The following is a 26563-nucleotide window of genomic DNA, read 5'->3' on the forward strand; positions in this document are numbered from 1 at the left end:
GTGTAATAGATCCGAGGTCTCTGCTTCATCTGCAACACTCCTTCTGCTTACACAGAATTTAGTTGTGTTGCATCGACCCGTTGAATCCACAGCCAAAAGCAGTCATCGAGTGATTACAAAATCAAGGGCAAATCATCATTGATATTTGCTACATCCAGAGATGGCCTACTTGATCTGCAAGCTCGCGCAAACCATCCTGTCGAGGGGCCCAAGCACAGGCCACTGACTAATCCCAGCATAATTTCATGAATAGCGGATATTCGACGATGAGCGAAGAGTGGATTCTCCAGACCAAGGAAACCCGCAGGGTATTTTCTAACGCGGCGTGGGTTCCTTTGAGAGCGTCAGTTGAGAACAAAAAAGGGGATATAAAAGAGGTAGGCCATGTCAGCGAATATTTCGGCTGTGGCTCCGTCGCATTCCCGCCAGAGCATCGCCAGCTGGTTGAGAAACGTCTTGGATGGAGCGATATAGGCATCGGGCACACGGTCGAGCCCTATGCGTACGAAGATGGATATTATGCGTCAATTGATCAATATCAATACAATGATAAAGAGCCAATAGGTGTCAATCTAATTTACGAACACCCGCAACCTGTTGTCGGTGGCAGAAAATGGATACTGAGCCCTGATCTAGTAGTCGCGCTGCACTTGGTAAAAGAGGGGGACGACTGGGTCAGACCTGAAGAAAACTTCGTTGTGGTAGCTCGCGAGACAGTGAGTGAAGATGGCGAATATCGTCAGATAGAAATAAAAAGAGAATTTTTATTAGACTATCTGGCGGCCAGAAATTTGTCGCTGCGCCTAGCATACTACCGCCAGCGGGTAGAAAACGTCCGCGTATTCGAGGACAGCGCATATTCAAATTTGCAGCCTCACAATAAGGAAAGAGATAACGGAAAATTCACCCTAATCGTTCGTAAGCTTGATGACGTGTTTGGCGGAAGCTGGGCGATGTTTCGAGCTTGGCGAACGGACGTAGATGGGGACGAAGATGCTCCTGTGATGGGCCCTGAGAATGATTCGAACACTGACCATGAGAGTTCAAACGGACATCGTGGAGGCTATACAGGTGTGCGGGTAGAGGGGGAGTTTTGGCGTGAGGAATGGATTGATCACCAATCAAAAAGCTTACGCGTCCGTGGAGATACAGATCCGAACCTCCCGCATTTCATCGTAGAAACCGATGGAGCGCGAATGAGATCAGCAGAGCTTGACAACGAGGATATTGGCCGCTGGCTATGGTTTCGGCCCAGCGTTATAAATGAGCTTCTGAATAGCCGGGGATTTAAGTTGGCATGGTACACGGCTGAAACTGGCGCTATTCACTCCACGTCAGGATATAAAACTCATTTCGGCATAAATAGCTCGGATCTCATCACCGTATATGCTTATGACATCGCACGACTTGCCGCATGGGAGCAGCATGTTTGGGCGGCGCATAACGTAGCTCCTGAAGGAAAGGTTTCAAGTGAGCTGCTCGAATCGCAGGTGAGGGCTAAACCGGCATCCACTTTTGCGGTTGAAGAAATGTTCTTTGGAAGCATGAAGCTTTTGGAAGACGGCTTCAGACATAAATACAAAATATCTCTATTCACCCATGATATTGATGACTCCGAAGCAGGTCAGCAGATATCCAGATTTGCAAGTAAAGACCGGGCGTCCCTACTCAGGTTAGCCAAGGACATCGTTCGCGTATTCTCGGACAGGCTCAACATAGCCGAGCTACGCAAGCTTTCTACGCATCAAGAGAAAGCCAAGCTCGGCTCAAACAAACTACTCCAAAGTATTTTGGCTGAGAAAATTGGAGACGAAAAAGCGAGGCGAGTATTTGCTGAGATTGTCGGTGCTTATGATATGCGAGTGGGAGATGCCCACCCTACTGGATCAAAGGTCACCGACGCGATCAAGCTCGCGGGCATCGATGAACGGCACTCGCCCTTGCGACAAGGAGAGCAACTCATCCACAACGTTGGAAGATCGATTTGGTACGCAGGGAAATTCTTGTTCGGCGAGACTGATGACTCGGATGAGTATCAATGATTGCCGGTAGCGGTCGCTTGTGAGCGTCCGCTAATGTCCGATTGCAACCCACGCGACAGACAGCAATCGGCCAAAAGCGGTCCTTTGAAGCGTCTACGGAAGAAGGACCGATTCAGTACTGTAAAAGAACGACAGGCATTCCTTCAGAGTGGTTGCCACTATTGCCAACAAGCTGCTCCACTCGACGGGCATGATTGAGTCTCTAAGATGGGCTAGAGTGCACCCTTTAACCAAACAGTAGAGCCACATCCCATGCATTTCGTCCGCCACGGAGAGTACCTTGCCGCTTCACGTGTTACTGGGCCTCGGCATAATCTCCTGCAACTGCGCCTAGGAGTTGGTGAGCAGCATGAGCCGATCTGTGAGTATCTCCCGCCGCAGGGAGCATGTAATCACGAACCATTAGTTGAGGCTGATATCGTTGCAAGCGTACTCGAAGGAACATCGGAGGCGAATCGACGCTTTGGCACCTCACATGTCGTTACCCACATCCGGTACGCTCGAAATGACACCAAGCCTGAAGTAGTCTATGGCCTCTTGGCTCTCAAAATAATTGAGCAGTTGCATGTAGGCGGCACATTCGTTGAGGGCAGCAATACTATTTAGTCCTTACCTCAAGCAGACTTCTGGGCAGGTAGTTAAGAGGACGAGTACAGCGCGGCCCTAGGGTGGAGTTGCATTGAGTCGTCCCCAATTTCAGAGAGCCTCTCAGGCCTCAAGGACGTCTATCAAGATACTGTGAGAATGTCAGCTTGTGGCCGATTTCTGCCTGTCATGAAGGACTGCATCCGACTCATAGCTGTGATTAAACTGAGGTAACGAAGCGGGTTTCGAGGCCTACACTTACTGGCGGTAGCGCATTAATAAAAACTACGGCATTGTCGCCCTGGTTAAGATAGATCAATGAGTCACCGGTCTCGAACGTAACTCTGAATCCGGCGAGCAAAGGCTCTTGCCCGTTGAAAGAGTCAAGAATTCCCTCAACTGCGCAAATTTTTGTGTTCTCGAGGTGGGTTGCTGATAGACCTGCAAGCAGATTTTCCGTTTTCCAGGAGCATGTCACGTTCGGCTCTATCTCGAAGGAAGCCGGCGTATCAGAGGGCAAGAAGTCCGCGCCTACACTTGCACCATCACTCAAGAGATACATGGATAGAAGTTCTCGCTCGCCAAAACGCCACTCTAGAGAACCTATGTCTCCCAGATCCTTCTCGTCGTTGAAATAGTACTGGTCGTGCAGCAGCGCACCCAGCCGCTTTCCCAAAAGTGAACGTGCGTTTTGCAGATCCAGGACGGCTCTCGTAGGGGATGGGGAGTGTCGGCTAGACATCGGGCACCTCTATACAGGTCGAAAGAGAAGCAAATACTACACAGGCGCCGTTACGTCCGCTTCTGGCCGATAACGGACAGTAGTGGACAGTCCGTTGCAATAAAATTCAGAAATTAGTGTTTGGATCCTGCCGGCGAAGCGTCGGGCGATTGCTAGCAATTAGAAGGCCTGATTGGGAAATTCCGAGTTCACGTCCTTGAGCTGGAATGGCACTATCAACCATACCCGAAGCAACCGATGATTATCGCAATAGAACGATGTTCAGGTATTAAATTTCCATCACGCTACGCCTTAAGGAAGCTTCATGTATGAATGCGTCATATAAGAATAGTCATATACAGGAAACGCTTGACGTCCTCACAGAACTTAGTCGGTGCAAACCTAGATCGGCTGCCGAGCGGCGCACCGGACTCGAATCCAGAGCTGAGCATATTTCCAACTGGAGTATGGGGATTGCTGTAGTGTTGATGATACCGGCGTGGGCATTGGCAGCATGGGCACACTTGGGAGGCTGGCTCTCTGAATGGGTTAAGCTCATCGCATTGGTAATCGTGACTCTCTCATGCGTGCTGGCGATCATGGCATTATTGATACCAATCTTGGCAACCGGCGTCATATTGTTTCGGTGGAAGGATATTTCGCTTCAAAACCTGCTGGATGACATCAAGCACGAACAAGCTATGGTTTATATTTTGTCCAATCACAACAATGATGCGCTTCTCGATGCCAAATGCTGGCTTGAGTTAAAGATCAAACGTATTGAGTCTCGGGTTGCTCACTTTTTCGGAGACAAAAGCGCAGTGCTGGGCTTGCTCGCGTCCGGTTATTTTTTTTCAAAAGAGTTTGGAGGTAAGGCCGGCGGGCTTAGCTGGATAGGGAGCACAATAAGCTCCGGAATGAGTTTCCAAAACTTTCCCAACATGGCGTTAATGATGATTGGCGCGGGGGTTGTCGGTCTTTCGCTTGGCGCCGTCATGATCAGACACATAGCGGCGCGCTATCGCTATCAGGTGCAATTGATCGAGATGGCCCAACGTTAGCAGACGCTCTGTCGGTAACGCCGGATGTTCTTCGGTCGAAAATTGCCAATCTTTAACTGGAGAAAAGGGGACTGATTTATTTTATGAGAAATAAATCAGTCCCCTTTTTCACTATGCCCGAACACAAGATTTCAGAGACCCTCTCGATATCTGCCGGTCACATGCCAGAGAATGTCATTTACTCATGGCATGATAATGTTCAGAATACCCACATCCCTCGAAAATCAACTTCAGTCCCTCCTTGAACACGCCGTGATCAAACTCCTTTATATCAAAAATATTCTGACCCAAGGAGTGCGACTCTCGGTTCATATAGCGATAGAAGGTAATGAATTTGTCCGTCGATAGCGCAGGTGTTTGGAATACGTTATTGAAATCTTTTTTCTGAACAAAATTAAAAAAATACTCAACGATATTCCGCATGCAGTTGGCAATTAGCGCAGGCGGCGAAGCCTGATCCTTTATGATGGACCAGTAGGACTGGTAGTCATTCTGAATCTCTTCGTATCTCATCGAAACCACAGCGCTACCATTTGCGTTTTTCAACACTCGGTACAGGTGCTGAGTCTCCCCGCGCGTTTTGTGGTTGGTTATCGTAAGTTCATAGAAAAAATACAAACTGTGGGTCAACACAATGAGCTGTTTGTAGAGCGCATCATTGATGAAATATTTTTTGATCAGCTGACCTATATTGAATACATAAAGGTGAGAAAGACTAGAGATAGGATCGTCGATCACCACCACTTTAGCTTGGGGCACCGCAGTCGCTGTTTTCTGCCCTTTGCAAAGCTCGATAAAGTAGAGAAAACTAATAACAGTTTTCTCACCCTCACTCAGCGAATGAAATGCATTTTCTTGATCAGTGGTCCTGGCAACCCGGTAGAAGTTCTCCCCATGGGGAACCACCGAGAAGCCATCAATGCCGATTTCCACTAGGCCCGAGTTAATATTCTCAATTGACTCTTCGATATTGACCGTTTGCTTTCTGAGAACTGCAATCTTTCCATTAGAGGCATTGACAGCATCGCTTATCTTCTTGGCCTCCTCATTGATTTTCTTAGACTCATTTTCGAAATCTGAAGCTGACTGCACATAGGCGGAAATTGTCTGATCATAATCCCATCGCATCAAAGCCCAGAACCGGGTTTTAATATCGTCTCTCGTCTTTTTCTTATTCGCCACTTTGTCATTATGCGTATCTATCAGCTGGTTCAAACCGCTGGTCAGCTCGTTGAGCACTTCAACGACGGATTCAGTATCTGCGAGGCTAACTGGCGTACTTGGGCTTTTAATTTTGTTGCTGATGAGCAAAGTATTTTCGCGTATTAATGCCTTCAGTGCCTCACTAGCAATATTCCATGCATCTATGAGTTCTTTACTGGCAAGTGGGGAGTTTGTAACACCTTGGAGGCTGAGGCCGGAGGTCAGAGTTTCATAGCTGGTTTTGATGGACTCCAGCTGCTTAACATCCTGTTCATATGCCTCATTGAAGACTTGGCGTATGGATTCAATGATATTTTTGGTGATCGTGTCTTGTTGGCAAAATGGACAGGCTTGAGGGTCTTTCCCATCAGAGAGGTACTGGAGCCCTTGCTTGACCCAATCGGAGTTACCCGCCTTGGCAATGAACTCTGCGACTGAACCTTCCTGGCTGCCGACGATTACTTTGGACCAGAGTGGGTCCGCCTCAATGCTCAGCCAGCCAGCGGTAAGCGTCGGAATCTTCATGAACGGAGCTGCGCCTTCTCCTTCAATTGACGAGGTTTCGGCCTTCAAATCATCAACCGTGTACTCAGGCGCAGTGTCCGGCAAAGGCAACCCAACAATGTGCTGAAAAAGCAGTTCCGTGCGTTTGAGGTTCTCCAAACAAAATTCCAGAACGCGGTCACCGCCCGAGAAGCTTGTCTTAATCTCCCAGACCTTGCCGCTCGCCTTGGTCTTTTCCTGCCCGAGCTTGGTGGCGTTGTCTGCAGCAAGTTTTGAATTTTCTTGCTGGGCGGACAGGTGCTTCTCTAACTCGTTCGTTTCGGCTTCAATTTGCTGAAGTGCGACCTTGTTCTCTTTGGAGAGCGTGAAGATTCCTTTTAAATTATCTTCTTCGTAAAAATAATCATTAAGGAAGCTTTGGTTGTACACCAAAATTTCGCAGGGCTGGCTGATTTTCATACTGCATTTAGCAAACCGAGGCGCCGTCGGGTTGTACAAATATTCGGAAATGGTGCTCTTTCCAGCACCGTTTAAACCGTAGATCAGCGACGTCTTGCTGGTGGGGGACAGAGTCGATTTGGATTTGTAGCTGGTAACGCCATCAATATTCAATTCCGTGATCATTACGACACTCCTGAATGCTATGTGGCTTTGCGCCATCTCTGTTGGCGAGAAGTAGCATAGGCGAGCTGGCAGGCACCTGCCACACAGACGCCGAGAGAGTCGGTCAATGCATTTCGGGTGACCTGCGGGCACCCCGTGGAGTTGATTACACAGCTATCCCTTCTATGTATCCGGTACGAAAGCCCTTTATCGAAATCCCGGCAGGCAAAAGTCCAGTTCCTGATCTATATAAATATACCCCGTCAAAGGAGCTGCACCATGAGCAAACCCCAAGACCGCACCATTTCCCAACGTCCGGATGGAAGGTGGGAAAACAAGCGCAACGATTCTGACCGAGCCTCAAGCGTCCACGACACTCAGGCCGAAGCGCAAAAGGTGGCCCGAGAAATGCTTCAGAACCAAGGTGGAGGTGAAATGACCACCAAAGGGCGAGATGGACAATTCAGAGCGAAGGACACGATCAAGCCAGGCAATGATCCCCGTGACATTAAAGGCTGACCGGCTGCCATTCTCGCTACTGTCATTTCAGGACAATGTGGCTTTCATTGCGTATCGCCCATAGGTGCCATGATCTGCCCTGTGTGCAGATAGGCTGAATAATCAGAAGCCTGAGGAAACACTTGGGGTCTTAACTCAACGCGAGCCAATGTGCGCTAAATCACTTCGCCAAACGAGTATGCTGAATCGTAGTTCCTTCCCCATGGAGTCCGCCTCTAACCCGGAGCCGAAAGTGGCGAACTATGTATTAGACAAAATATATGCTTCTGATGCTATCCAATATAATGCCTTATTGAAAAGCATTGATGAGCCCGAACGAGTAGTTTGACATGAAGGCGTTCCAGAGCGCCTTAATCTTAAGGTGCACAACCTATCTTGACTGTTAAGGCTTGCGCCCTAACTGCTCTCTAGGTTTCTCTGGATCCACCCGGGAGAGGAAAAATGTAGTTCAGCGATTAATATTCTTCGTCAAAAGCTCCACGCACCGACCATCCGGCTGTATACAAGATATGCCTGTAAGCTTTTGGCTTTGCTACAGTATGCTCGTCAAGTTTAACGCTTAGCCTGTTGATGTTTTTATGCTTGTAGGAGCTTGTCAATCCAAGTCCAATTTGTACAGGCCTGCGAGCGGGCTCTTTAGGTGTATTGGTACCTTCTGAAATTTGAGGATAAAGCTCAAGAATCCGTATGCTTTGATCATGAACTGACCTTAATCGACTGGCCCCCTCAAAATTTTCATGTACCAGGAAAGCATCGTCCTCAATGTTCATTCGATACAAAAGACTAAAGATCGGCAACATTACGGCTTGCCCATTATTTTTCTGAACCAATATTTCCTCCCAACTGCGTTGGAAAGATTCAATTGATGCTTTCGACCAATGGTTCGCCGCTAAGAAACCTGTACTAACGGCAAAATCGACAAAACCTGTCGGTAGTTCCCTTTCCATTGATCCTCCTACATTTTTAAAAGCGCTATTTGATTAATATTTAAATTTCGAATTCGGCCTCTGTGGGTGGATGCTACCGCATCCCTAACGCGTTTAGCCACGACCGGCAGGTATTGGCCGAAAGCAGCCCCACCCGTAATTCCCTATCAGCCCGAGTCCCGCCAGATCAACGGAATCTATTACCGGTATCAATCAGCAACGATCTCAAACGCAGCACTCCCCAAAACCTCCCCATTCACCAAAACCCTAACCCCATGCCGCCCCAAAAAATGCTTCCGCGTCGTAAAATCCTTAATCACCTGCCGCCTCCCCACAACCACCTCCCCAAATCCCGCCAACACCACCGTCTTCAACTTGAAAACCTTCCCCGAAACCCCGCCGTTCGCCTTCACATAGTCAATCGCATAATCAATCACCAACCGCTGTTCATGCGCCACCGTCGACTTCACCGTAAACGACAACGCAATCGCCTCACCCAACCTCACCACCGCTGGCTCAACCCGCACATCCAGCAACTCAACCTCTGCCTTGGCCCCCGCGCCAATCACCGTCAGCGCGCGCAGATCTCCCTGTTTGATCAAGCTGCGCAGCGCATGCTTGGCAATCCACGCCGTGTGTTTGTTCTCCAGTGGCCAGCCTTCAATCGTGTTCAGCACCCACTCCGGATGCTCTTTTGTCACGTCATTCAGATGGTTCGCCACGGACTTGCGTACGTACAAACTCTCGTCGGCTTTCAACCGGTCGAGGATGCCGGCGGCCAGTTGCGGGTTGGCTTGCACGGCTTCCAAGCGAAATGACCAAGGCAGGCGGGGGCGGGTGCCTTCGCTGGCGAGGCGGCGGACGTGGTGGTTTTCGTCTTGGGTCCAGTCGTGCATGAGTTCCAGCGAGCGTTCGAGGTCGCTGCGCAGGAAGTGGCGGATGGCGAATTCGGAGGAGCCGAAGGTGGTGAAGTATTTCAGTGCTTGCATCGAGGTATCGAAGGCGTGGCTGCCGTAGCTGGCGACGTAGTGCGGCAGGCACATGCTGACGAATCCGCTGTTGAGGCGGGGGGCGAGTTCGCGCAGGACTTCGAGGGAATCTTCGTAGTCCAGTGGCAGCACGGCGTGCAGGCTTTCGCTGACGCGGGCCATGCGTTGCATCACAGAGAGTTCGGCCAGCCCTTGGTTGGCGTGCTTGAGAAACGCCTTGGCCTTGAACGCCGGGTACACGGCGCTCATTTCGCTGGCGATGTGTTGCAGGCGTTCGGCGTTGAAGATTTCCTTTAACGCCGGGGCGGCGGTGTCGGTGGTGCTCATGGTCAGGTCATCGGGGTGCTGACGAACGCTTCGAGGGTTTCGGCGTACGCGGTGTATTGGGCGATGTGCGGGTAGCGGCGGTTGTCGATCTGGTCGGGGACGACGAGGTCGGTGAAGCTCCAGGCGACGGCGAGGCTGATGCCGGCCTGGGTCAGGGTGCCGTCGGTGGGCAGGCCGTTTTTTTCCAGTTCCTGTTCGAGGGCGGTGAACGCAGCGGCGAGTTGCCCTTCGACGCGTTCGACCCATGGCTGGTATTGAATGTCGGCCGGGCGCAGGTTGCGTTCGTAGTAGAGCTGCACGGCTTTTTCGCAGGCGGCGAGGCTGAGGCCGATCAGGCGCAGAGCGTGGGCGCGTTGTTTGAGGTCGCTCGGCAGCAGGCTTTTGCCGCTGGCGGCTTCGAGGTAGTCGAGGATGAGGGTGGAGTCCATCAGGACCACGCCGTCATCGAGGATCAGCGTGGGCGCCTTGACCACCGGGTTGATCTGCTGGAATTGCTCGAAGTGACGGAACACCGAGACCGATTCATGTTCGAGGTCGATGCCGAGGCGTTTAGCGGAGATCGCCACGCGGCGCACGTAAGGGGAGTCCAGCATGCCGATCAGTTTCATGACGCGTTCCTTCAAGTCGAACCGGTGGGAAGGCATAACCTAGCCGAGCCTGAGGCAAATGTCAGTCGTCAAAACCGGCTTGTTCGTGAATCTCGTCCACATTCAATTCCAGTCGATACGCCACCGCCACGAACAACGCCTGACACAAACACAAGGTCGCGCTCAACGAACGAAACGCCAATGCGCTGCCTTCATTCATCAGCAGCAGGCTGTTGGCGTTTTTAGCCAAGGGCGAAAGGTGGCTGTCGGTGAGAATCAGGGTGTTGGCCTGTTGCTGGCGGGCGTAGCGCAGGCAGTGTTGGGTTTCCTTGGCGTAGGGGGTGAAGCTGATCGCGATGACCAAATCACCGCTACGCACGCTGCGCATCTGCTCGCGATAACTGCCGCCCAGTCCGGAAATCAGGTGAATCCGCTTGTGAGTGTGTTGCAAGTTGTAAACGAGGTAGTCGGCGACGGCGAAGGAGCGGCGTACGCCGACGACATAGATGTTGTCGGCGTTGACGATCAGGTCGACGGCTTTTTCAAACGCGACGTCGTCGAGTTCGCGGCCCAGGCGTTCGATGCCGGAGCGGGTGGCGTCGATGCATTCGCGGGCGAGGTCGCCGTCGCTGACTTGCTGCGACTGGTTGGCGATCATGCTGCGGATGCGCTGCTGGTAGTTGTGTATCGGCGAGGCTTTGTGGGTGTAGGCGGCGCGGAACAGCGCCTGCATCTCGCTGAAGCCGCTGAAGCCGAAGCGCTGCGAGAAACGCACGATGGCGGACGGATGCACCTCGCATTCCCGGGCGATGTCGCTGATGCGATCGACCATGATCCGGTCGCTTTGCTGGCTCATGTAACTGGCGATACGCTTGAGTTGGCGCGGCAGGGTGTCGTATTCATCGGTGATCAGTTGCAGCAGACGCTCGGCATTGATCGGGGGGCTGGCGAGGGGACGCTCGTCGTTGGCCGGCAGATCGGGGCGGGGCATAAGTCTTCCTTTAGGCTGATCAAATCACACTGTGGCGAGGGAGCTTGTCGAATCGTCGCACCGTCCCGCTGGACTGCGCAGCAGGCCCACTGCTTTTGAAAGTTGAAGAGCAAGGGCCGCTTCGCGACCCAGCGGGAGCGAGCTCCCTCGCCACAGTTATTTGCGGTGTGCCTGATGATAGGCGGGGTGCGGGCAGTTGGCAGGGGAGATTTTCGGCGCCTGCGCAGCTGAAACGATGCACTGCGCGGGCGGCATGGCTGAAAAAAATGCGACCAACTGCCGCTCGGTTAGCCGTTTGTCTTCTATATACAGCCGCTCGACTGAATTTCTTGCTATAAACGCACTCCGATGACCGCCATGACGCCTGTGTCAGAGCTGTTTACGGCTGTTGTCAGACAAATTCCCGGTATTTACAGTTGCTGAGGCCTCAAACGGGCCTTAGACTGCCGCCCCTTCGTAAATTGAGTGCCGGGTGGCGTTTGCAATAAACGATGCCTTTTCGTCGACCGGACACGGTTCGCCGGAACGCTCCCTATTTCGCCTTAATGCACGTTTTTTTATAGAGATATCAATGACAAAGGACAAGTTGCTGGCCATGCCGGCAGATGACTACATGAATGCCGAGCAACACGCTTTCTTCACTGAGCTGTTGCAGAACATGAAAGTCGAAACCCACGAGCGCATTGAGCAAAACCGTATCGCCATCGAAAGCCTGGACACTCCGGCCGACCCGGCGGACGCGGCTTCGGTTGAAGAAGAGCGCACCTGGCTGGTGAACGCGATCGATCGCGACCAGCGCATGCTGCCGCAACTGGAACAAGCCCTTGAGCGCATCAAGGAAGACAGCTTTGGCTGGTGCGACGACAGCGGCGAGGCCATCGGCCTGAAACGCCTGCTGATCAGCCCGACCACCAAGTACTGCATCGAAGCTCAAGAGCGTCACGAGCAGATCGACAAGCACCAGCGTCAGGCCTGATTCCATGGCTGCCCCCTGAATGGGGGGCGCCTGCAAAAGATCGCAGCGTTCGGCAGCTCCTACAGTGGTTCACGTAAACCCATGTAGGAGCTGCCGAAGGCTGCGATCTTTGCTTTTGCTCGTCTGCACTATCCCGAGTGGTTCCATTGACCTGCTGCAGACTCCACGACTAACGAACCATGGATAATGGCGTTCTAGTGGCGTTTAATGCAGTCACAACAATGAGAACAAGCGTGGGGTGTTGATATGACGAGAGATGGATCTCTGGTTGGGGCTTTGCCCGCACCAGTGCTATTGCCGAAAAACCGCTGGATCGCTCCGACCCTGCAAAGCATCGCCCTGATGCTGTTGCTCGCCGGCATGACGCTGGGTGGATGGTCGCTGTACATCGGCCTGCCGCTGGCGGTGCTGATTGTCTGGCTGCCGCGCCTGCGCTCGCGGGCCATCCCCGATGTTGCGCCTGTCGATGCCGGCAGCGCGATTTCCGAACTCACTCGCGATCTTTCCTACACCACCAGTCATAACGCGCTGTCAGCCGCTGGTGTGGCGTTTTCCGTCCAGCAACTGGCGAGCAAACTCGAATCGCAACTCGACGCGGCGGCGCAGATTGTCAGCAACGCCGAAGTGATGATTGCCACTGAACATGCCACTTCGCAGCTCAGTCGTGAAGCGCTGGACGCCGCCAGCGAGGCGCATCACAGCAGTGCGGCGGGGCGCACCGAGCTGGTGGATTCGATTGCGCGCATGCATCAACTCAGTCAACGCGCCAACGCCAGCCGTGAATTGATCGAAGCCCTGAGCCTGCGCAGCGATGACATTCAACGGGTGACGCTGGTGATTCAGTCCATCGCCAGCCAGACCAATCTGCTGGCCCTCAACGCGGCGATTGAAGCGGCGCGGGCGGGTGAGCATGGCCGTGGTTTTGCGGTGGTGGCGGATGAGGTGCGTGGTCTGGCAGCCCGCACGGCCTCGGCGACCGGCGAGGTCGGGGAGATGGTCGCCGATATTCAGCAGCGCACGGCGCAAGTGGTGGAGCAGATCCGCGAGCTGTCCAGCGATCTGCAGACCGGTGTCGAACAAGTTGAAAACACCGGCCAGCATCTGGAAAACATCGCTCGGCTGGCAGCGGGGGTGGAAAGTCAGGTCGGTGAAATCGCTCGTGGCGCGGAAACCAATCGCGAGCAACTCGACAGCCTGTTCAAGGCCATCGAGCAGATGCGCAGTGATCTGGCGATCAGCGATCAGCAGACCCGACGTCTGGCCGAGGCCGCTGTGCAGATGGAGGGGCAGGCGGAAACCATCAGCGAGCGTCTGGCCGAAGTCGGTCTGGATGACTATCACCAGCGCGTCTATGACCTGGCGCGTGAGGGCGCGAGTCAGATTGCCGCGCGGTTCGAGGCGGATGTCGAGCAGGGGCGAATCAGTCTTGAGGATTTGTTCGACCGTCAATATCAACCGATTCCCGGGACGCAACCGGCGAAGTTTCAGACCCGTTTCGATCGCTACACCGATCAGGTATTGCCGGCGATTCAGGAGCCGTTGCTGCCGCGCCATGAGGGGTTGGTGTTCGCCATCGCCTGCACGCAGCAGGGTTATGTGCCGACGCACAATCTGGCGTTCAGTCAGCCGTTGACCGGTGACCAGCAGGTGGACGCGGTGGGTAACCGCACCAAACGCAAGTTCGCCGACCGCACCGGGATTCGCTGCGGCAGCCATCAACAAGCGGTGTTGTTGCAGACCTACACCCGCGACACCGGGGAGCTGATGCACGACTTGTCGGTGCCGATCATGGTCAAGGGCCGGCATTGGGGCGGACTGCGCCTGGGCTATAAACCGGAGAATCCGCACTGATCGATTGTTACCGCTCGCGCAATGAATCTGTGCACCGGCGTTGCTGTTTCCTCTGCGACGAAGTCATTAACATGGCCGTTAGTTAGGTAGCTAATGAAATCGAGAGGTCAGTATGTGCAGAGTCGATGTCGCGGTGATGATTGGCAGTGGCGTGCCCGCCGGATTGCGCGCAATGGGCCGGAGCGTGTGCTGGGTGGTGCTGCTTAATGGTGAGCGGCGCGGCACCGCGTTCGCCAGTCGCGACGAGGCGGAGGAGTGCAAGGCTGCCTGGCTCGCGCAACTGATGGCCGAGCCTGGCGACAGCCTGCACTGACATGCATTAACGTCCGTCGTGCAGGCGTACGTTCAATTCATCGACCATCCCTGCTTCTTCGCCGTCGGCGCGCAACCATTCCTTCAGAAGTTGCGCCTGTTGCGGCGTCCAGAAGTCGGCATCGATCAACTTGGTGTTGGCATCCAGCGGATGCGCCTCGATGAAATCGTCGATTGCCCCGTTTTCCGACGGCAGACCCAGTTGGTCGAACAGGGTTTTCAGATCATATGCAGGCAGTTCCATCGTGTACTCCTTTTTGCGTGTGCCGGAATGGCGCTGTCGCTCGCTCTTTATCTGAGGCAGCCGTTGGACAAGAGTTCGATCCGTGATTCAAGCGAGCGGGCGAGGGCGCACGCTTCGTTGTGGTCTTCGCGGAAACCTCTTACACGACCGGTGGAAGATTCCTTGATATGAAAGAACGCGTTTCCCGCCGGAACTACCTGAAATCGTGGTCTCTGGTTACCTGATCCGTGCCCTGCAAGTTCAGCCAAATGGGTGCCTTGCAGCACGAACGGCGAGTCAATGCCTGGGTTGGAAGGCTGGGCAAAGTGAGTCAGAGTGCACATATGAAGTCCTTTTCATGAGATAGCCGACGGTTACAGGTCGGTTCGGGTAGTCGGAAGGAGCATCGCTGCTCTAGAATCGCCAGTGTCTGGTGGCGACAGGTGCCTATCTAAAGCAATTTTTTACCGGCGATATGTCGGAAAAGGGCTTTTTTTCGTCAGTTTTTTCCCTAAAGTTTGTAGTCCGTCTTCGTTGCGCTTCAATGAAGATTTTTCCTTCAAGGTTTGGCGAACGTCGAGGCAAGTTTCTCGCCTGACTTTCCAGTAGTCTTGCGAACCCTTGATGAATGGGCGTTCTGTTTGTTTCAGGTTTACTGAAGTCGTTCGGTAACAGCATCGGCCTGGCCGTTTTTTTGCCGTGCGCGTTTTGGCGCAGGGTACTTTTCAGATGTGGGGATGTTTCTTTGGCAGTCAGTAATCTCGATATGCATGCTTTGTTCGTGTTGGGTGATTTGCGTGCAAAGCTGGTCAAGCTGTTTCAATCGCGTTTTGTTTACATCACCGAACAGAACGCCGAAGGTATTTACGTGGCGGAGATCGACACCGAAAGTGCATTGGTGGTCGATGACAAACCGGGGCTCAAGCTCAAGGTCGGCGATCATTTCAGCGCGGCCGTGCTGCCCAGCCGTGAAGGCGGCAAAATGGATATCCGCTTTCGCGAAATCAAACTGACGGTCTACGGCCTGGGCGACTACGCCTTTGTCGATACCGCCGATGGTCACGCGATCCTGTTCAAGGAAGGCCACAGCGTGGTGACGGTGTTTGCCGCGCACCAGCAACTGCAGGAAGGCCTGACCAAGACCCTGAAAGCCGTTACCGGTAAAGCGGCGAAGTGGCGCAAGGGCGAACTGATCACGTTCAAGGCCAGCGAGTGATCGGTGGCTTGAGTCGCGCCGACTTCCATTCGCAGAACCTCGACCGCGCGCGTGAAGAGGCCTTGCGCCTGTTCAACGCCAAAGCCGGATTGCAGGGCGCGTGGCTGAATTGGGTGGCAGCGCAGATCTACACCTTGCGGCCTGCGGAATACGCCAGCATGGTCAGACGCGAGCTGCAAAGCTTGCAGGAAAAGTCTGAAACGTAACCTCGTCGGGATGGGGCCCCGGAAAAAGCAGGAACCTCGGCTACAGTCAGTTGACTGAGTATTCAGAGGCTTGCGGTCTTCTGCCAGGCCATCCTGCTATTGCTGTGAACAGCACGAGGTGCAAAAGCATGAAAGGATTTCGACGGTTACTGGCCGCCAGTGTGGTCACGTTCGGTGTGCTGACATCGGCGCAACCGGTGACGGCGGCGCAAACGCCCATCCATTTTGCCGACCTGAACTGGGAAAGCGGCAGCCTGATCACCGATGTCCTGCGGATCATCGTCGAGAAGGGTTATGGCCTGCCGACCGATACGCTGCCGGGTACCACCATCACTCTGGAAACTGCGCTGGCCAACAATGACATTCAGGTCATTGGCGAAGAGTGGGCCGGGCGCAGTCCGGTGTGGGTCAAGGCTGAAGCCGAAGGCAAGGTCGCGAGCCTGGGCGATACGGTCAAGGGTGCCACTGAAGGCTGGTGGGTGCCGGAATATGTGATCAAGGGCGACCCGGCCAAGGGTATCAAGCCGCTGGCGCCGGACTTGCGCAGTGTCAGTGATCTGAAGAAATACAAGGACGTGTTCAAGGATCCGGAAAACCCGAGCAAGGGTCGTTTTCTCAACAGCCCGATCGGCTGGACTTCGGAAGTGGTGAACAAACAGAAGCTGACCGCTTACGGCCTGCAGGACGATTACACCAATTTCCGCAGTGGATCGGGTGCGGCGCTGGACGCCGAGATCAGCTCTTCGATCCGTCGGGGCAAACCGGTGCTGTTCTATTACTGGTCGCCGACGCCGCTGCTGGGCAAATTCAAACTGGTGCAGCTGGAAGAGCCACCGTTCGATGCCGAGGCGTGGAAGACCCTGACCGATGCCGATAACCCCAATCCGAAACCGACCCGTTCGCTGGCGTCGAAGCTGTCGATCGGGGTGTCTACGCCGTTCCAGAAACAGTATCCGCAGATTGCCGAATTCTTCAGCAAGGTGGATTTCCCGATCGAGCCGTTGAACAAGGCGCTGGCTGATATGAGCGAGAAGCACACCGCACCACGCCAGGCGGCGGAAGCGTTCATGAAGGCGCATCCGCAGGTGTGGCAGGCGTGGGTGCCGAAGGATGTGGCGGAGAAGGTATCCGCCAGTTTGTGACACTGCTCTTGTAGGAGCTGCCGCAGGCTGCGATCTTTTGATCTTGATCTTAAAAAATCAAAGTCAAAAGATCGCAGCCTGCGGCAGCTCCTACAAGGCATCGGGTTGAGTTCAGAACCTGGTTTGCACCGCCAATTCAAAGGTACGCGGCGTACCCAGATAGTAAGCCGGCGATACATGCGCAAACTCGGCATACACCTCGTTGGTCAGGTTGCGCACCCGGCCGGTGACGGTGGTGCGCGAGTCGACCTTGTAGCTGAGGAAGCTGCCGAACAGCGTGTACGACGGCACGGTCATGGTGTTCGCCGTGTCCGCATACACCGACGCCACATACCGCGCATCGACCCCGCCTTGCCATTGCGGCGAAAAATCATAAGTCAGCCATAGATTGCCGACCCGATCCGGGACGTTGGTCGGCGTGTTGCCCTTGCGCGACACCACCACGCCAGCGGCATTCTTTTCGGTGAAGTCGTCGTACTGCGCATCGACCCAGGCGAAATTGCCTTCGGCCATCAGCTTGTCGGTGATCCGCAGGGAACTGGCGATCTCGATGCCCTTCGAGGTTTGCTGACCTACCGGGATGCTGCTGGTCGGATCCAGCGGGTCAGTCACGGCGAAGTCCTTGCGCTCGATGGTGTAGGCGGCAACCGTCGCCGAGCCACGGCCATCCAGGTAGTCGAACTTGCTGCCGATTTCCCATTGTTTGCCGGTTGAAACATCGAAGTCCTGCGTGCCGTTCGGTTGTTCGGCGGCGGTGCTGTATTGCACGTAGACGTTGGCCGATGGAATGAACTGGTAAGTCAGGCCAACGCGCCCGGTGACCGGCTCCCAACTGCGTTTGAGGTGCTTCGGATTGGCGGCCGTCACCGTGCGGTGGTTGGTCACGTCGAGGTCGATGTCGTCGTACCGCAGGCCGGTGAGCAGCGCCAGTTTGTCGGTCAGTGCCAAGCGGTTTTCCACGAACAGCGCTTTGGTGGTGACCTCGTTGGTCTTGTCGCTGATCAGCGCCGGGTTGGTGCCGGGAATATCGTAGAAGTGCCCGGGCCGGTAGTTGTTCGGATCGACCGTGCTTGCGCCTTTGATGTTCAGCGGCGAGTTGGTGGTCTGGTTGACCTTGTATTCGAAGCCGCCGGACCAGGTGGTGTCGAGGCCGAACAGGCTGTTGTCGTGGCGCAGTTCGAACTGGTTGCCGTTCTGCTCACCCTGATGCCGCACTTGATAGGCGGTGGAGCGGTTCACTGCCGTGTTGTCGGCGTTGTACTGATAGGTCTCGAGGTTGCGGTAGTCGCGCTGGCTGTCGAGGTGATACAGCGTGTTGCGCAGGGTGGTGCTGTCGTTGATCCGGTAGTCGATGATCGAACGCACCCAGATCGTGCGCTGTTCGTAGCGCCCGTCCTCGACGTTGTAGTTGTTGAAGCGGTTGTGTTTGTCGATTTTCAACTCGCCGGCCTTGGGGTTGAGCACCGGCGTGCCCCAGTAGGGGCTGTCTTCGTGTTCGTCCTGATATTCCAGGGCCAGGGTGTGCGACAGATCCGGCGTGAGGTCGCTGAGCAACGAGAACGCCACGCTCCAGGCATCGCGCTCCTGACGGTCGATGTAGCCGTTGCTGGTGTTATGACTGACGTCGAGCCGCGCGTAGTGCTGCACGTCGGCACTCGGGTCGGTCAGCGCGTGGTTGAGGCCGAACGCGGTTTCGGTGGTGTCGTAGCTGCCATAGCTGACGCGACCTTCGGCGGCTTGTTCGTTGTGGGTCGCCAGTTTGGTCACGTAGTTCAACGAGCCGCCGACCGAGCCTGCGCCGTTGATCAGCGACGACGGGCCGCCCACCAGTTCGACTCGATCATAGATCCATGAATCCACCGGTCGGGCGAGGCCGCCAGAGACGTTGATGCCATTGAACATCTGGGTGATCTGGCTGCTGGTGAAACCACGGTAGGAGACGAATCCGCCAAAGCCTGGCGGCGCGCTGGCATTGACCCCGGGCAGGGTGTTGGCGGCGTCCTGGAAGTTCTGTGCGCCGTGGCGTTCGATGTCGTTGCGGTTGGCGACGGCCACTGACGCAGGTGTGTCGCGTACGCTGAGGCCGAGGCGCGAGGCCATGCCGCTGGATTGATCGAGGCTCAGGCCCGGTTCGCTGGTGGATTCGCCGTCGATGGTGATCGGCGCCAGATCGACAGTGGATTGCGCCCAGGCGTTAAGGGACAGGCAGCCGCACAGGCTCGCCAGCAGAGGAATATGTTTCATCGTTGAATCCTGAATGCTTGTCTGGGAATCAGCGCACAGGCGAACGCCGCGCGTTGGCGCAGTGAGCTGAAAAATCAAAAAGGCAAAGACACTCAGGCGAGCGGCGGGGCGCGAGGGTTGGCCGAGGGCCAGGTGAAGCGGGCAGGGAGGTCGGCGCTGACAATGGGCGCCAGCGGCGGGCTGTGCTGTTCCGGCAGAACCGCGAGGGTCAGGCTGGAGTTGAACGCGGGGCCCATGCCGCCGCCGACCGAGCACAGCGGGCAGCCGAATGCCTTGGACAGGGTCGGCAATTGTTCTTCGCTGGGATTGCTGGTCAGCGGCGCTTGAGTGGCCGGATCGACCGTACAGAACTGGCCGCCGATGCCGTTGAGCTGCATCCCGACCATTTGTCCGTGACCGATGCTGCAGGCGAACACGTTGAACAGGACACAGCAATAGAGCATCCAGGCCAGCAGTGAGCGATCGGAACGGGTGAATTTCATGGGGCGGCACTTTACCGTACCGCTGATCGGTCGTGCACTTCAAAAAATGCCAACTAGGATGTTTTGTTCAAATCCCTTGAAAGGATTCTCGACCATGACCTTTGTGTTGGCTCAATGGCTGGTGACGATATTTGCGGCAATCAGCCTGGTGCACGTGTATTGGGCGCTGGGTGGGCAATGGGCGGCGGTGGCGGCGGTACCGCAAGTGCCGGTGCAAGGACTGGTGGTGACGGTGCGACCGGCGTTCGAACCGTCAGGCTGGATTACCTTGCTGGTAGCGGCAGCGTTATTGGTGATCGCCGCGCTGGTGTGCATGCGTGTCGGCTGGGGCATGCCGGCGGTGCATCACAAGGCGTTGCAATGGGTGATCAGCGCGATTGCGCTGTTGATGTTTGCCCGGGCGATCGGCGATTCGAATCTGGTGGGTTTTTTCAAGGAAGTGAAGGGTTCGCGGTTTGCGCGGCTGGACACCTGGGTGTATTCGCCGTTGTGTCTGGTGTTGGGGGCCGGGTTGTTGGCGGTGGCTTGGGTTTGAGGTTTGAGATGATCTGGAGATTGCTATCGCGAGCAGGCTCACTCCTGCATTTGGAATGCGTTCCCCTGTAGGAGTGAGTCTGCTCGCGATGGCGTCATTACAGACAATATAAAACTTCAGCTGCCGCTCTCGGTGCGGCGGCTACTCACCTCAGCCGGCACATCATCCCCCGCCATGCGCTTGCGGAACAGCGCTGCCCGCGCCAGCAGCAACGTGGTCACGGGCACGGTGATCGCCAGCAGAATCGGAATCAGCCAGGCATGCATCACCGGCCCGGATTTCAATGCCGAGAAACAGATGATCGACGCCAGTGCCACGCACCACGCGCCCAGCGTCGAGGCTAGCGCCGGCGGGTGCATGCGCTGGAAGTAATCCTTCATGCGCAGCAATCCGGTCGCGCCAATCAGCGCAAACACTCCGCTGAGCACCAGCAGAATCGCCACCGGAATCTCGACCCACAATGACAATTCAGCATTCATTCGATCACCTCGCCACGCAGCAGGAATTTCGCCAGGGCAAACGAGCCGACGAAGCCGAACAGCGCGATCAGCAGCGCCGCTTCGAAGTAAGTGTCACTGGAATAGCGAATGCCCAGGGTCAGCATCATCAGCATGGCGACGATATACAGGTAATCCAGAGCGAGTACCCGATCCTGTGCCGACGGCCCCTTGAACAGGCGAATCAAGGTCAGGACCATCGCCAGTGAGAACAGGAACAGCGTCAGCAGAATCGCGTTCGACAGCAGCGGGCTCATTCGAAAATCTCCATCAACGGCTGCTCGTAGGCAGTCTTGAAGTGGTGGATGAAGTGCGCCTCGTCATCCAGATCCCAGACGTGCAGCAGCAGAATGCTGCGATCCAGCGCCAGCTCCGACCACACGGTACCGGGCACCACGGTGCAGATCATCGCCAGCGCCGCCAGACCGTTGGCGTCGCGCAGGTCCAGCGGGACTTTGACGAAGCGCGAACGCGGCGGTCGGCGACCGGCGTTGAGCACGCCCCACGCGACGATCAGATTGGAGAGGATCACGTCACGGCCGACCAGCAGGAACAGGCGCAGGATGGTCAGCGGGCGGCGAATGCGCACCTGTTTCGGGCGCAGCTTGCGCATCATCAACGGTGCGGCGAACCCGAGTATTGCGCCGAGCAGCAGGTTGCCCGGGCTGACAGACAAGTTCAGCGTCAGCCACAAAACCCACAACGCCAGTGACAGCAACGGAGCCGGAAATACGCGCTTCATGGCTGCACCTCCAGCATCGCCGCTTTGGCTTCCGGGCTTGGCACGGCGCGGGTACCGAGCACCGCCATCACGTATTGCTGCGGATTATTCAGCGCGTCAGCGGTGGCCTGGGTGTAACGCAGCAGCGGTTCGGCCTTGAAGGTCAGGGCGATGCTCAGCCCCAGCAACAGGAAGATCGGCGCACATTCGAGCTTGCGCAGCAGCGGTGAAGGGCGCTCCTCGGGCGTCCAGAAACGCTGGATGCCCATGCGCGCGAATGCCATCAACGAGGCCAGTCCGGACAGGATCAGCAGCGCCAGCAGCGCCCAGGCCGCGTTCGAGATCGGCGCATCAGTACCCAGCCCCAGTGGATTGAGCAGCGCACCGATCAGGTTCAGCTTGCCGATGAATCCGGACAGCGGCGGCATGCCGATGATCAGCAGCGCGCAGGCGATGAAGCTCAGGCCGAGAAACGCCATGGTCCACGGAATGACCTGACCGACCACGGCTTTCTGCTCGTCATCGAGGTTGATGCCCTTGGGCGGTTGCAGGGATTCCTGCGGACGCGGCAGCAACTCGCTTTCATCCTCCAGCGGGATTTCGTTGGCCGAACGCGAACGCTCGATCAACTCCGCCAGCAGGAACAGCGCACTCAGTGCCAGGGTCGAGCTGACCAGATAGAACAGCGCTGCGCCGATCAGGTTCGGCTGGGCGAAACCCACCGCCGACAACAGAATCCCGGCCGACACCAGAATGCTCAGGCTGGCCATCCGCTCCAGACGTTGCGCGGCGAGAATCGCCAGCGCCGCGCAGGCGATGGTCGCCATGCCGCCGTAGATCAGCCAGTCGCCACCGAAGAACGCCGAAGCCCCGGCCTGCCCGGAGAACAGCAGTGTCCACAGGCGCAGCAGAGTGTAGACGCCGACCTTGGTCATGATCGCGAACATCGCCGCCACCGGCGCACTGGCTGAGGAGTAGGCCGGCACCAGCCAGAAGTTCAACGGCCACATGCCGGCCTTGGCGAGGAACGCCACCGCGAGAATCCCCGCGCCGGCGTGCAGCAAGCCACGATCGGTTTCCGGCACCAGCGGAATCTTCAGCGCCAGATCGGCCATGTTCAGGGTGCCGGTGACGCCATAGATCAGCGCCGCGCCAATCAGGAACAGCGACGAGGCCAGCAGGTTGATCGAGATGTAGTGCAGGCCCGACGACACCCGCGCCCGACCCGAACCGTGCAGCAACAGACCATAAGAGGCGGCGAGCAGCACTTCGAAGAACACGAACAGGTTGAACAGGTCGGCGGTGAGGAAGGCGCCATACAGGCCCATCAGTTGAATCTGGAACAGCGCGTGGAAGCTTGACCCGGCGCCGTCCCAGCGCGCCATGGCAAACAGCAGGGCGCTGACGCCGATGATCCCGGTCAGCACCAGCATCAATGCCGACAGGCGATCGACCACCAGCACGATGCCGAACGGCGCCTGCCAGTTGCCCGGCAGGTACACGCCGATGGAACCGGGCACGCCGGTGGTTTGCGTCCACTGCAGCAGCATCACCGAAATGAACAGGCCGACGAGGCTGGAGAACAGATTGATTTTCGCCTTCAGCGGCCGGTGCTTTTCGCCGAGCATCAACATGATGGCGGCGGTCAACAGCGGCAGCAGGATCGGTGCGGCGATCAGGTGAGTCATCGCCATCATTCCTTGGGCTCCCGGCCGTCCACGTGGTCGGTGCCGGTCAGGCCCCGCGACGCGAGCAACACCACCAGGAACAACGCGGTCATGGCGAAGCTGATGACGATGGCGGTCAGCACCAGTGCCTGCGGCAGTGGATCGGTGTAGTGCAGCAGGTCCTGGGTCACGCCGTCCTTGATCACCGGTTCTTTACCGATGAACAGGCTGCCCATGCTGAAGATGAACAGGTTGACCGCGTAGGAAAGCAGGCACAGGCCCATGACCACCTGGAACGTCCGTGGCCGCAGCACCAGCCAGACCCCGGACGCGGCGAGCACGCCGATGGCGATTGCGATGACTTCTTCCATCAGACGGCTCCTTTGCTGGCGACGGACTTGGGCAGCGACGCGGTCTTGTGACCACGCACCGATTGGTGGGCGAGGGCGGTGAGGATCAGCAGCGTCGAGCCCACCACCACGGCGTACACCCCGATATCGAAGAACAGCGCGCTGGCGATATGGATCTCGCCCAGCAGCGGCAAGGCGAAGTGCCAGGTGTGGGTGGTCAGGAACGGATAACCGACCGCCATCGCGCCGAGACCGGTGGCGGTGGCGAACAGCAGCCCGGTGCCCATCCAGCGCAGCGGTCGCAGGCTCATTTGCGCCTCGACCCACTGCGTCCCGGCGACCATGTATTGCAGGATGAACGCCACCGACATCACCAGTCCGGCGACGAAACCGCCGCCCGGCTGGTTATGGCCGCGCATGAACAGGTAGCACGACACCACCAGCGCAATCGGCAGCAAAAGGCGCACCAGCACCGCCGGCACCATCATGAAGCCGAGCGCGGTGTCGCTGGCGCTGCGCGGGTTGACCAGATCAGTGACCACGTCCGGTGCGAGCAGGCGTTGCTGAGCCGGCAGCTGCAGGCTTTCTTTCGGCGGGCGGAAGCGTCGCAGCAGGGCGAACACGGTCAGCGCCACGGCCACCAGCACGGTGATTTCACCGAGGGTGTCGAAGCCGCGGAAGTCCACCAGCATCACGTTGACCACGTTACTGCCACCGCCCTCGGGCATGGCGCGACTGAGGTAGAACGAGGAAATGTCGTTGGGCGTCTGCCGCGTCAGCATCGCGTAGGACAGCAGCGCCATGCCGGCGCCGACGGCAATCGACAGCAGCAAGTCGCGCAAGCGCCGCACGCGGGCCTTGCGCAGGCTCGACGGCAGTGGCGAGACTTCTTCGATCCGCCGTGGCAGCCAGCGCAGGCCGAGCAGGATCAGCACCGTGGTTACCACTTCCACCGCCAGTTGCGTCAGGGCCAGATCCGGCGCCGAGAACCAGACGAAGGTCACACAGGTCATCAACCCGCAGACGCTGACCATGGTCAGGGCGGCGAGACGGTGATACTTGGCCTGCCATGCGGCGCCGAGGGCGCAGGCAATCGCCAGCAGCCACAGGGTGACAAACACGATGGAACCCGGAATCTTCGGCCGGTCACCCCAGCTGAGGCTGCTGTGCAACATCGGGATCAGGCCGGCGAGCACTGCCGCCAGGACCATCAGGAACAGTTGCATTTGCAGGCGACGGGTGCCGAGGCGGCGTTCTACCCGACGGGCCATGCGCATCATCAGCACCAGGCTGCGTTCGAACAGACGCTTGCCGTTGAAGCGGCCCACCAGCGGCGGGTATTTGAAGCGTCCACGCTTGAGCTGATTGCGCAGCAGCAGATAGACCACGATGCCGCCGGACATGGCGATCAGGCTCATGATCATTGGCGCGTTCAGCCCGTGCCAGATCGCCAGGCTGTACTCGGGCAGCGTGCCGCCCACCACCGGCAGTGCGGCGGCCGCGAGCAGCGGGCCGACCACTTGGGCCGGGAAAATCCCCACGACCAGACAGGTGAACACCAGCAGTTCGACTGGCGCACGCATCCAGCGCGGCGGTTCGTGCGGGGTGTGCGGCAGGTCGGTGGCGGTCGGGCCGAAGAACACATCGACGGTAAAGCGCAGCGAGTAGGCGACGCTGAAGGTACCGGCGATGGTCGCGACAATCGGCAACGCCGCTTCGACCCACGCAGTGGCGTTGATGAACACGGTTTCGGCGAAGAACATTTCTTTCGACAGGAAGCCGTTGAGCAACGGTACGCCTGCCATTGACGCGCTGGCGACCATGGCCAATGTCGCGGTGAACGGAATCAGTTTGATCAGGCCGCTGAGTTTGCGGATGTCACGGGTACCGCTTTCGTGGTCGATGATCCCGGCGGCCATGAACAGCGAGGCCTTGAAGGTGGCGTGGTTGAGAATGTGGAACACCGCGGCGACCGCTGCCAGTGGGCTGTTCAGGCCCAGCAGCAGGGTGATCAGGCCCAGATGGCTGATGGTCGAATAGGCCAGCAGGCCCTTGAGGTCGTTCTGGAACATTGCGCAGTAGGCACCGAGCAATAACGTACACGCACCGGCGCCGCTGACGATGTAGAACCATTCTTCACTGCCGGACAGCGACGGCCACAGGCGCGCAAGCAGGAACACCCCGGCCTTGACCATGGTCGCCGAGTGCAGATAAGCCGACACCGGGGTGGGCGCCGCCATGGCGTGCGGTAGCCAGAAATGGAAAGGGAACTGGGCGCTTTTGCTGAGGGCGCCGATGAGGATGAGGGGAAGCAGAACAGGGTAGAGGGCATGTGCGCGAATCAGATCGCCGGCGGCCAGGACCTTGTCCAGGTCATAGCTGCCGACGACATGGCCGAGGATCATGACCCCCGCCAGCAGGCATAGTCCCCCGGCACCGGTGACCATCAGCGCCATGTAGGCGCCACGTCGGGCATCGGAGCGGTGGTGCCAGTAGCCGATCAACAGGAATGAGAAGAGGCTGGTCAGCTCCCAGAAGAACACGATCTGGATCAGGTTGCCGGAGATCACCAGCCCGAGCATGGCGCCCATGAACGCCAGGAAAAAGGCGAAGAAGCGCGGCACCGGGTCGTCCGGCGACATGTAGTAACGCGCATATAAGGAGACGAGGGCGCCGATGCCCAGCACCAGCAGCGAGAACAGCCAGGCGAAGCCGTCCATGCGCAGGACGAAGTTCAAACCGAGGCTGGGCAGCCACATGAATTCTTCACGGATCACCCCGCCGTGGGCGATTTGCGGGTACAACAGCGCGACCTGCACGGTGCCGATCAGAGCGACCAGACCTGCCAACAGGGATTCGGTATTACGCGCGTTGTGTGGCAGCACCGCTGCCAGACAGCTGCCAATGAATGGCAGAAGCAGTAGAACTATCAGGGACATAGGCTTCTAATCTGCGGAAGTTTGTGAAGCATCATACGTGCCAGCTCCCTGATTACCAAACGCCAGGATGTCTCAGAATCCTACAAAGTAGTCTGGAATTTTCTGTTTGGCATTGTTTCAGGTAGATGGATGTTGCTTGGGATG

Annotated in this window: 26 protein-coding genes; 10 read left to right on the forward strand and 16 right to left on the reverse strand. The window is 56.8% G+C overall.

What is annotated here, in order from left to right; all coding sequences use genetic code 11:
* Nucleotides 1-266: 266 nt before the first annotated feature.
* On the forward strand, nucleotides 267-2042 hold the full coding sequence (locus BW33_RS08165) for a hypothetical protein (protein ID WP_047598235.1): 1776 nt from the start codon (nucleotides 267-269) through the stop codon (nucleotides 2040-2042).
* Nucleotides 2043-2847: 805 nt separating this feature from the next.
* On the opposite strand, the gene BW33_RS08170 is transcribed toward BW33_RS08165, so the two are convergent.
* Nucleotides 2848-3369, reverse strand: a complete 522-nt coding sequence (locus BW33_RS08170) for a hypothetical protein (RefSeq protein WP_047598237.1) — start codon at nucleotides 3367-3369, stop codon at nucleotides 2848-2850.
* A 308-nt stretch (nucleotides 3370-3677) separates the two neighbouring features.
* Here BW33_RS08170 and BW33_RS08175 point away from each other — a divergent pair, with 308 nt between their 5' ends.
* On the forward strand, nucleotides 3678-4409 hold the full coding sequence (locus tag BW33_RS08175; RefSeq protein WP_047598238.1) for a hypothetical protein: 732 nt from the start codon (nucleotides 3678-3680) through the stop codon (nucleotides 4407-4409).
* Nucleotides 4410-4583: 174 nt separating this feature from the next.
* On the opposite strand, the gene BW33_RS08180 is transcribed toward BW33_RS08175, so the two are convergent.
* A complete protein-coding gene (locus BW33_RS08180; protein WP_047598239.1) occupies nucleotides 4584-6740 on the reverse strand; it encodes an AAA family ATPase in 2157 nt (718 codons plus the stop codon).
* A 258-nt stretch (nucleotides 6741-6998) separates the two neighbouring features.
* On the opposite strand from BW33_RS08180, the gene BW33_RS08185 reads away from it, so the two are divergent.
* Nucleotides 6999-7238 carry a DUF2188 domain-containing protein gene (locus BW33_RS08185; RefSeq protein ID WP_047598240.1) on the forward strand — a complete coding sequence of 80 codons (240 nt, stop codon included), beginning with the start codon at nucleotides 6999-7001 and terminating at the stop codon, nucleotides 7236-7238.
* A gap of 455 nt (nucleotides 7239-7693) precedes the next feature.
* Here the strand turns inward: BW33_RS08185 and BW33_RS29115 are convergent, their stop codons facing one another.
* The 4 genes from BW33_RS29115 to BW33_RS08200 form a co-directional block, all read right to left on the reverse strand.
* Nucleotides 7694-8185 carry a hypothetical protein gene (locus tag BW33_RS29115; protein ID WP_152546101.1) on the reverse strand — a complete coding sequence of 164 codons (492 nt, stop codon included), beginning with the start codon at nucleotides 8183-8185 and terminating at the stop codon, nucleotides 7694-7696.
* 188 nt (nucleotides 8186-8373) lie between these two features.
* Nucleotides 8374-9480 carry a DNA alkylation repair protein gene (locus BW33_RS08190; protein ID WP_047598241.1) on the reverse strand — a complete coding sequence of 369 codons (1107 nt, stop codon included), beginning with the start codon at nucleotides 9478-9480 and terminating at the stop codon, nucleotides 8374-8376.
* Between the two features lie 2 nt (nucleotides 9481-9482).
* Nucleotides 9483-10088, reverse strand: coding sequence for a glutathione S-transferase (locus BW33_RS08195; protein WP_047598242.1), 606 nt, complete (start codon nucleotides 10086-10088; stop codon nucleotides 9483-9485).
* Nucleotides 10089-10149: 61 nt separating this feature from the next.
* Nucleotides 10150-11058, reverse strand: coding sequence for a MurR/RpiR family transcriptional regulator (locus BW33_RS08200; protein ID WP_047598244.1), 909 nt, complete (start codon nucleotides 11056-11058; stop codon nucleotides 10150-10152).
* Between the two features lie 571 nt (nucleotides 11059-11629).
* Between BW33_RS08200 and BW33_RS08205 the strand changes: the two genes are divergently transcribed.
* The 3 genes from BW33_RS08205 (at nucleotide 11630) to BW33_RS08215 (ending at nucleotide 14198) form a co-directional block, all read left to right on the forward strand.
* Nucleotides 11630-12034, forward strand: coding sequence for a TraR/DksA family transcriptional regulator (locus BW33_RS08205; RefSeq protein WP_003225981.1), 405 nt, complete (start codon nucleotides 11630-11632; stop codon nucleotides 12032-12034).
* Nucleotides 12035-12661: 627 nt separating this feature from the next.
* Nucleotides 12662-13885 carry a methyl-accepting chemotaxis protein gene (locus BW33_RS08210; protein WP_442965397.1) on the forward strand — a complete coding sequence of 408 codons (1224 nt, stop codon included), beginning with the start codon at nucleotides 12662-12664 and terminating at the stop codon, nucleotides 13883-13885.
* Between the two features lie 112 nt (nucleotides 13886-13997).
* A complete protein-coding gene (locus tag BW33_RS08215) occupies nucleotides 13998-14198 on the forward strand; it encodes a hypothetical protein (RefSeq protein ID WP_003225978.1) in 201 nt (66 codons plus the stop codon).
* 6 nt (nucleotides 14199-14204) lie between these two features.
* On the opposite strand, the gene BW33_RS08220 is transcribed toward BW33_RS08215, so the two are convergent.
* On the reverse strand, nucleotides 14205-14441 hold the full coding sequence (locus BW33_RS08220; RefSeq protein WP_047598249.1) for a DUF2789 family protein: 237 nt from the start codon (nucleotides 14439-14441) through the stop codon (nucleotides 14205-14207).
* 47 nt (nucleotides 14442-14488) lie between these two features.
* A complete protein-coding gene (locus tag BW33_RS30120) occupies nucleotides 14489-14764 on the reverse strand; it encodes a hypothetical protein (protein ID WP_081794189.1) in 276 nt (91 codons plus the stop codon).
* Between the two features lie 401 nt (nucleotides 14765-15165).
* Between BW33_RS30120 and BW33_RS08225 the strand changes: the two genes are divergently transcribed.
* The 3 genes from BW33_RS08225 to BW33_RS08235 all read left to right on the forward strand — a co-directional run bounded on the left by BW33_RS08225 (nucleotide 15166) and on the right by BW33_RS08235 (nucleotide 16984).
* On the forward strand, nucleotides 15166-15636 hold the full coding sequence (locus BW33_RS08225; protein ID WP_007966910.1) for a hypothetical protein: 471 nt from the start codon (nucleotides 15166-15168) through the stop codon (nucleotides 15634-15636).
* A gap of 8 nt (nucleotides 15637-15644) precedes the next feature.
* A complete protein-coding gene (locus tag BW33_RS08230) occupies nucleotides 15645-15842 on the forward strand; it encodes a hypothetical protein (protein WP_047598434.1) in 198 nt (65 codons plus the stop codon).
* A 128-nt stretch (nucleotides 15843-15970) separates the two neighbouring features.
* Entirely contained in the window at nucleotides 15971-16984 is a 1014-nt protein-coding gene (locus tag BW33_RS08235) for an ABC transporter substrate-binding protein (RefSeq protein WP_047598250.1), read from the forward strand.
* Between the two features lie 111 nt (nucleotides 16985-17095).
* Here the strand turns inward: BW33_RS08235 and BW33_RS08240 are convergent, their stop codons facing one another.
* Nucleotides 17096-19228: a TonB-dependent receptor gene (locus tag BW33_RS08240; protein ID WP_047598252.1), complete on the reverse strand. Its 2133-nt coding sequence runs from the start codon at nucleotides 19226-19228 to the stop codon at nucleotides 17096-17098.
* Between the two features lie 92 nt (nucleotides 19229-19320).
* A complete protein-coding gene (locus BW33_RS08245; RefSeq protein WP_047598254.1) occupies nucleotides 19321-19710 on the reverse strand; it encodes a DUF2946 domain-containing protein in 390 nt (129 codons plus the stop codon).
* Nucleotides 19711-19804: 94 nt separating this feature from the next.
* Between BW33_RS08245 and BW33_RS08250 the strand changes: the two genes are divergently transcribed.
* On the forward strand, nucleotides 19805-20245 hold the full coding sequence (locus tag BW33_RS08250; RefSeq protein ID WP_047598255.1) for a DUF3995 domain-containing protein: 441 nt from the start codon (nucleotides 19805-19807) through the stop codon (nucleotides 20243-20245).
* Between the two features lie 116 nt (nucleotides 20246-20361).
* On the opposite strand, the gene BW33_RS08255 is transcribed toward BW33_RS08250, so the two are convergent.
* From BW33_RS08255 to BW33_RS08280, 6 genes are read right to left on the reverse strand one after another with little or no spacing between them, the layout of a single operon-like run.
* Nucleotides 20362-20724, reverse strand: a complete 363-nt coding sequence (locus BW33_RS08255; RefSeq protein ID WP_027612967.1) for a Na+/H+ antiporter subunit G — start codon at nucleotides 20722-20724, stop codon at nucleotides 20362-20364.
* Nucleotides 20721-20999 (reverse strand): K+/H+ antiporter subunit F, encoded by a 279-nt coding sequence (locus tag BW33_RS08260; RefSeq protein ID WP_003225959.1) that lies wholly within the window; start codon nucleotides 20997-20999, stop codon nucleotides 20721-20723. The genes BW33_RS08255 and BW33_RS08260 overlap by 4 nt, the downstream gene beginning before the upstream one ends.
* The gene (locus BW33_RS08265) at nucleotides 20996-21484 is read right to left on the reverse strand and encodes a Na+/H+ antiporter subunit E (protein ID WP_047598256.1); all 489 of its coding nucleotides are present in this window, start codon (nucleotides 21482-21484) and stop codon (nucleotides 20996-20998) included. The genes BW33_RS08260 and BW33_RS08265 overlap by 4 nt, the downstream gene beginning before the upstream one ends.
* The gene (locus BW33_RS08270; protein WP_047598257.1) at nucleotides 21481-23160 is read right to left on the reverse strand and encodes a monovalent cation/H+ antiporter subunit D; all 1680 of its coding nucleotides are present in this window, start codon (nucleotides 23158-23160) and stop codon (nucleotides 21481-21483) included. The genes BW33_RS08265 and BW33_RS08270 overlap by 4 nt, the downstream gene beginning before the upstream one ends.
* Nucleotides 23157-23501, reverse strand: coding sequence for a Na+/H+ antiporter subunit C (locus BW33_RS08275; RefSeq protein WP_003225953.1), 345 nt, complete (start codon nucleotides 23499-23501; stop codon nucleotides 23157-23159). Before BW33_RS08275 ends, BW33_RS08270 begins: the two co-directional genes overlap by 4 nt.
* Nucleotides 23501-26419: a monovalent cation/H+ antiporter subunit A gene (locus tag BW33_RS08280; protein ID WP_047598258.1), complete on the reverse strand. Its 2919-nt coding sequence runs from the start codon at nucleotides 26417-26419 to the stop codon at nucleotides 23501-23503. The genes BW33_RS08275 and BW33_RS08280 overlap by 1 nt, the downstream gene beginning before the upstream one ends.
* Nucleotides 26420-26563 lie beyond the last annotated feature (144 nt).

This window comes from Pseudomonas sp. RIT288 (assembly GCF_000631985.1).
Lineage (GTDB): Bacteria > Pseudomonadota > Gammaproteobacteria > Pseudomonadales > Pseudomonadaceae > Aquipseudomonas.

What these genes read in the sequence shown, in the direction of transcription:
- BW33_RS08165 (WP_047598235.1), top strand. Translation starts at nt 267, where the DNA reads ATGAGCGAAGAGTGGATTCTCCAGACCAAGGAAACCCGCAGGGTATTT.
- BW33_RS08170 (WP_047598237.1), bottom strand. Translation starts at nt 3,369, where the DNA reads ATGTCTAGCCGACACTCCCCATCCCCTACGAGAGCCGTCCTGGATCTG.
- BW33_RS08175 (WP_047598238.1), top strand. Translation starts at nt 3,678, where the DNA reads ATGAATGCGTCATATAAGAATAGTCATATACAGGAAACGCTTGACGTC.
- BW33_RS08180 (WP_047598239.1), bottom strand. Translation starts at nt 6,740, where the DNA reads ATGATCACGGAATTGAATATTGATGGCGTTACCAGCTACAAATCCAAA.
- BW33_RS08185 (WP_047598240.1), top strand. Translation starts at nt 6,999, where the DNA reads ATGAGCAAACCCCAAGACCGCACCATTTCCCAACGTCCGGATGGAAGG.
- BW33_RS29115 (WP_152546101.1), bottom strand. Translation starts at nt 8,185, where the DNA reads ATGGAAAGGGAACTACCGACAGGTTTTGTCGATTTTGCCGTTAGTACA.
- BW33_RS08190 (WP_047598241.1), bottom strand. Translation starts at nt 9,480, where the DNA reads ATGAGCACCACCGACACCGCCGCCCCGGCGTTAAAGGAAATCTTCAAC.
- BW33_RS08195 (WP_047598242.1), bottom strand. Translation starts at nt 10,088, where the DNA reads ATGAAACTGATCGGCATGCTGGACTCCCCTTACGTGCGCCGCGTGGCG.
- BW33_RS08200 (WP_047598244.1), bottom strand. Translation starts at nt 11,058, where the DNA reads ATGCCCCGCCCCGATCTGCCGGCCAACGACGAGCGTCCCCTCGCCAGC.
- BW33_RS08205 (WP_003225981.1), top strand. Translation starts at nt 11,630, where the DNA reads ATGACAAAGGACAAGTTGCTGGCCATGCCGGCAGATGACTACATGAAT.
- BW33_RS08210 (WP_442965397.1), top strand. Translation starts at nt 12,662, where the DNA reads ATGATTGCCACTGAACATGCCACTTCGCAGCTCAGTCGTGAAGCGCTG.
- BW33_RS08215 (WP_003225978.1), top strand. Translation starts at nt 13,998, where the DNA reads ATGTGCAGAGTCGATGTCGCGGTGATGATTGGCAGTGGCGTGCCCGCC.
- BW33_RS08220 (WP_047598249.1), bottom strand. Translation starts at nt 14,441, where the DNA reads ATGGAACTGCCTGCATATGATCTGAAAACCCTGTTCGACCAACTGGGT.
- BW33_RS30120 (WP_081794189.1), bottom strand. Translation starts at nt 14,764, where the DNA reads ATGTGCACTCTGACTCACTTTGCCCAGCCTTCCAACCCAGGCATTGAC.
- BW33_RS08235 (WP_047598250.1), top strand. Translation starts at nt 15,971, where the DNA reads ATGAAAGGATTTCGACGGTTACTGGCCGCCAGTGTGGTCACGTTCGGT.
- BW33_RS08240 (WP_047598252.1), bottom strand. Translation starts at nt 19,228, where the DNA reads ATGAAACATATTCCTCTGCTGGCGAGCCTGTGCGGCTGCCTGTCCCTT.
- BW33_RS08245 (WP_047598254.1), bottom strand. Translation starts at nt 19,710, where the DNA reads ATGAAATTCACCCGTTCCGATCGCTCACTGCTGGCCTGGATGCTCTAT.
- BW33_RS08250 (WP_047598255.1), top strand. Translation starts at nt 19,805, where the DNA reads ATGACCTTTGTGTTGGCTCAATGGCTGGTGACGATATTTGCGGCAATC.
- BW33_RS08255 (WP_027612967.1), bottom strand. Translation starts at nt 20,724, where the DNA reads ATGAATGCTGAATTGTCATTGTGGGTCGAGATTCCGGTGGCGATTCTG.
- BW33_RS08260 (WP_003225959.1), bottom strand. Translation starts at nt 20,999, where the DNA reads ATGAGCCCGCTGCTGTCGAACGCGATTCTGCTGACGCTGTTCCTGTTC.
- BW33_RS08265 (WP_047598256.1), bottom strand. Translation starts at nt 21,484, where the DNA reads ATGAAGCGCGTATTTCCGGCTCCGTTGCTGTCACTGGCGTTGTGGGTT.
- BW33_RS08270 (WP_047598257.1), bottom strand. Translation starts at nt 23,160, where the DNA reads ATGATGGCGATGACTCACCTGATCGCCGCACCGATCCTGCTGCCGCTG.
- BW33_RS08275 (WP_003225953.1), bottom strand. Translation starts at nt 23,501, where the DNA reads ATGGAAGAAGTCATCGCAATCGCCATCGGCGTGCTCGCCGCGTCCGGG.
- BW33_RS08280 (WP_047598258.1), bottom strand. Translation starts at nt 26,419, where the DNA reads ATGTCCCTGATAGTTCTACTGCTTCTGCCATTCATTGGCAGCTGTCTG.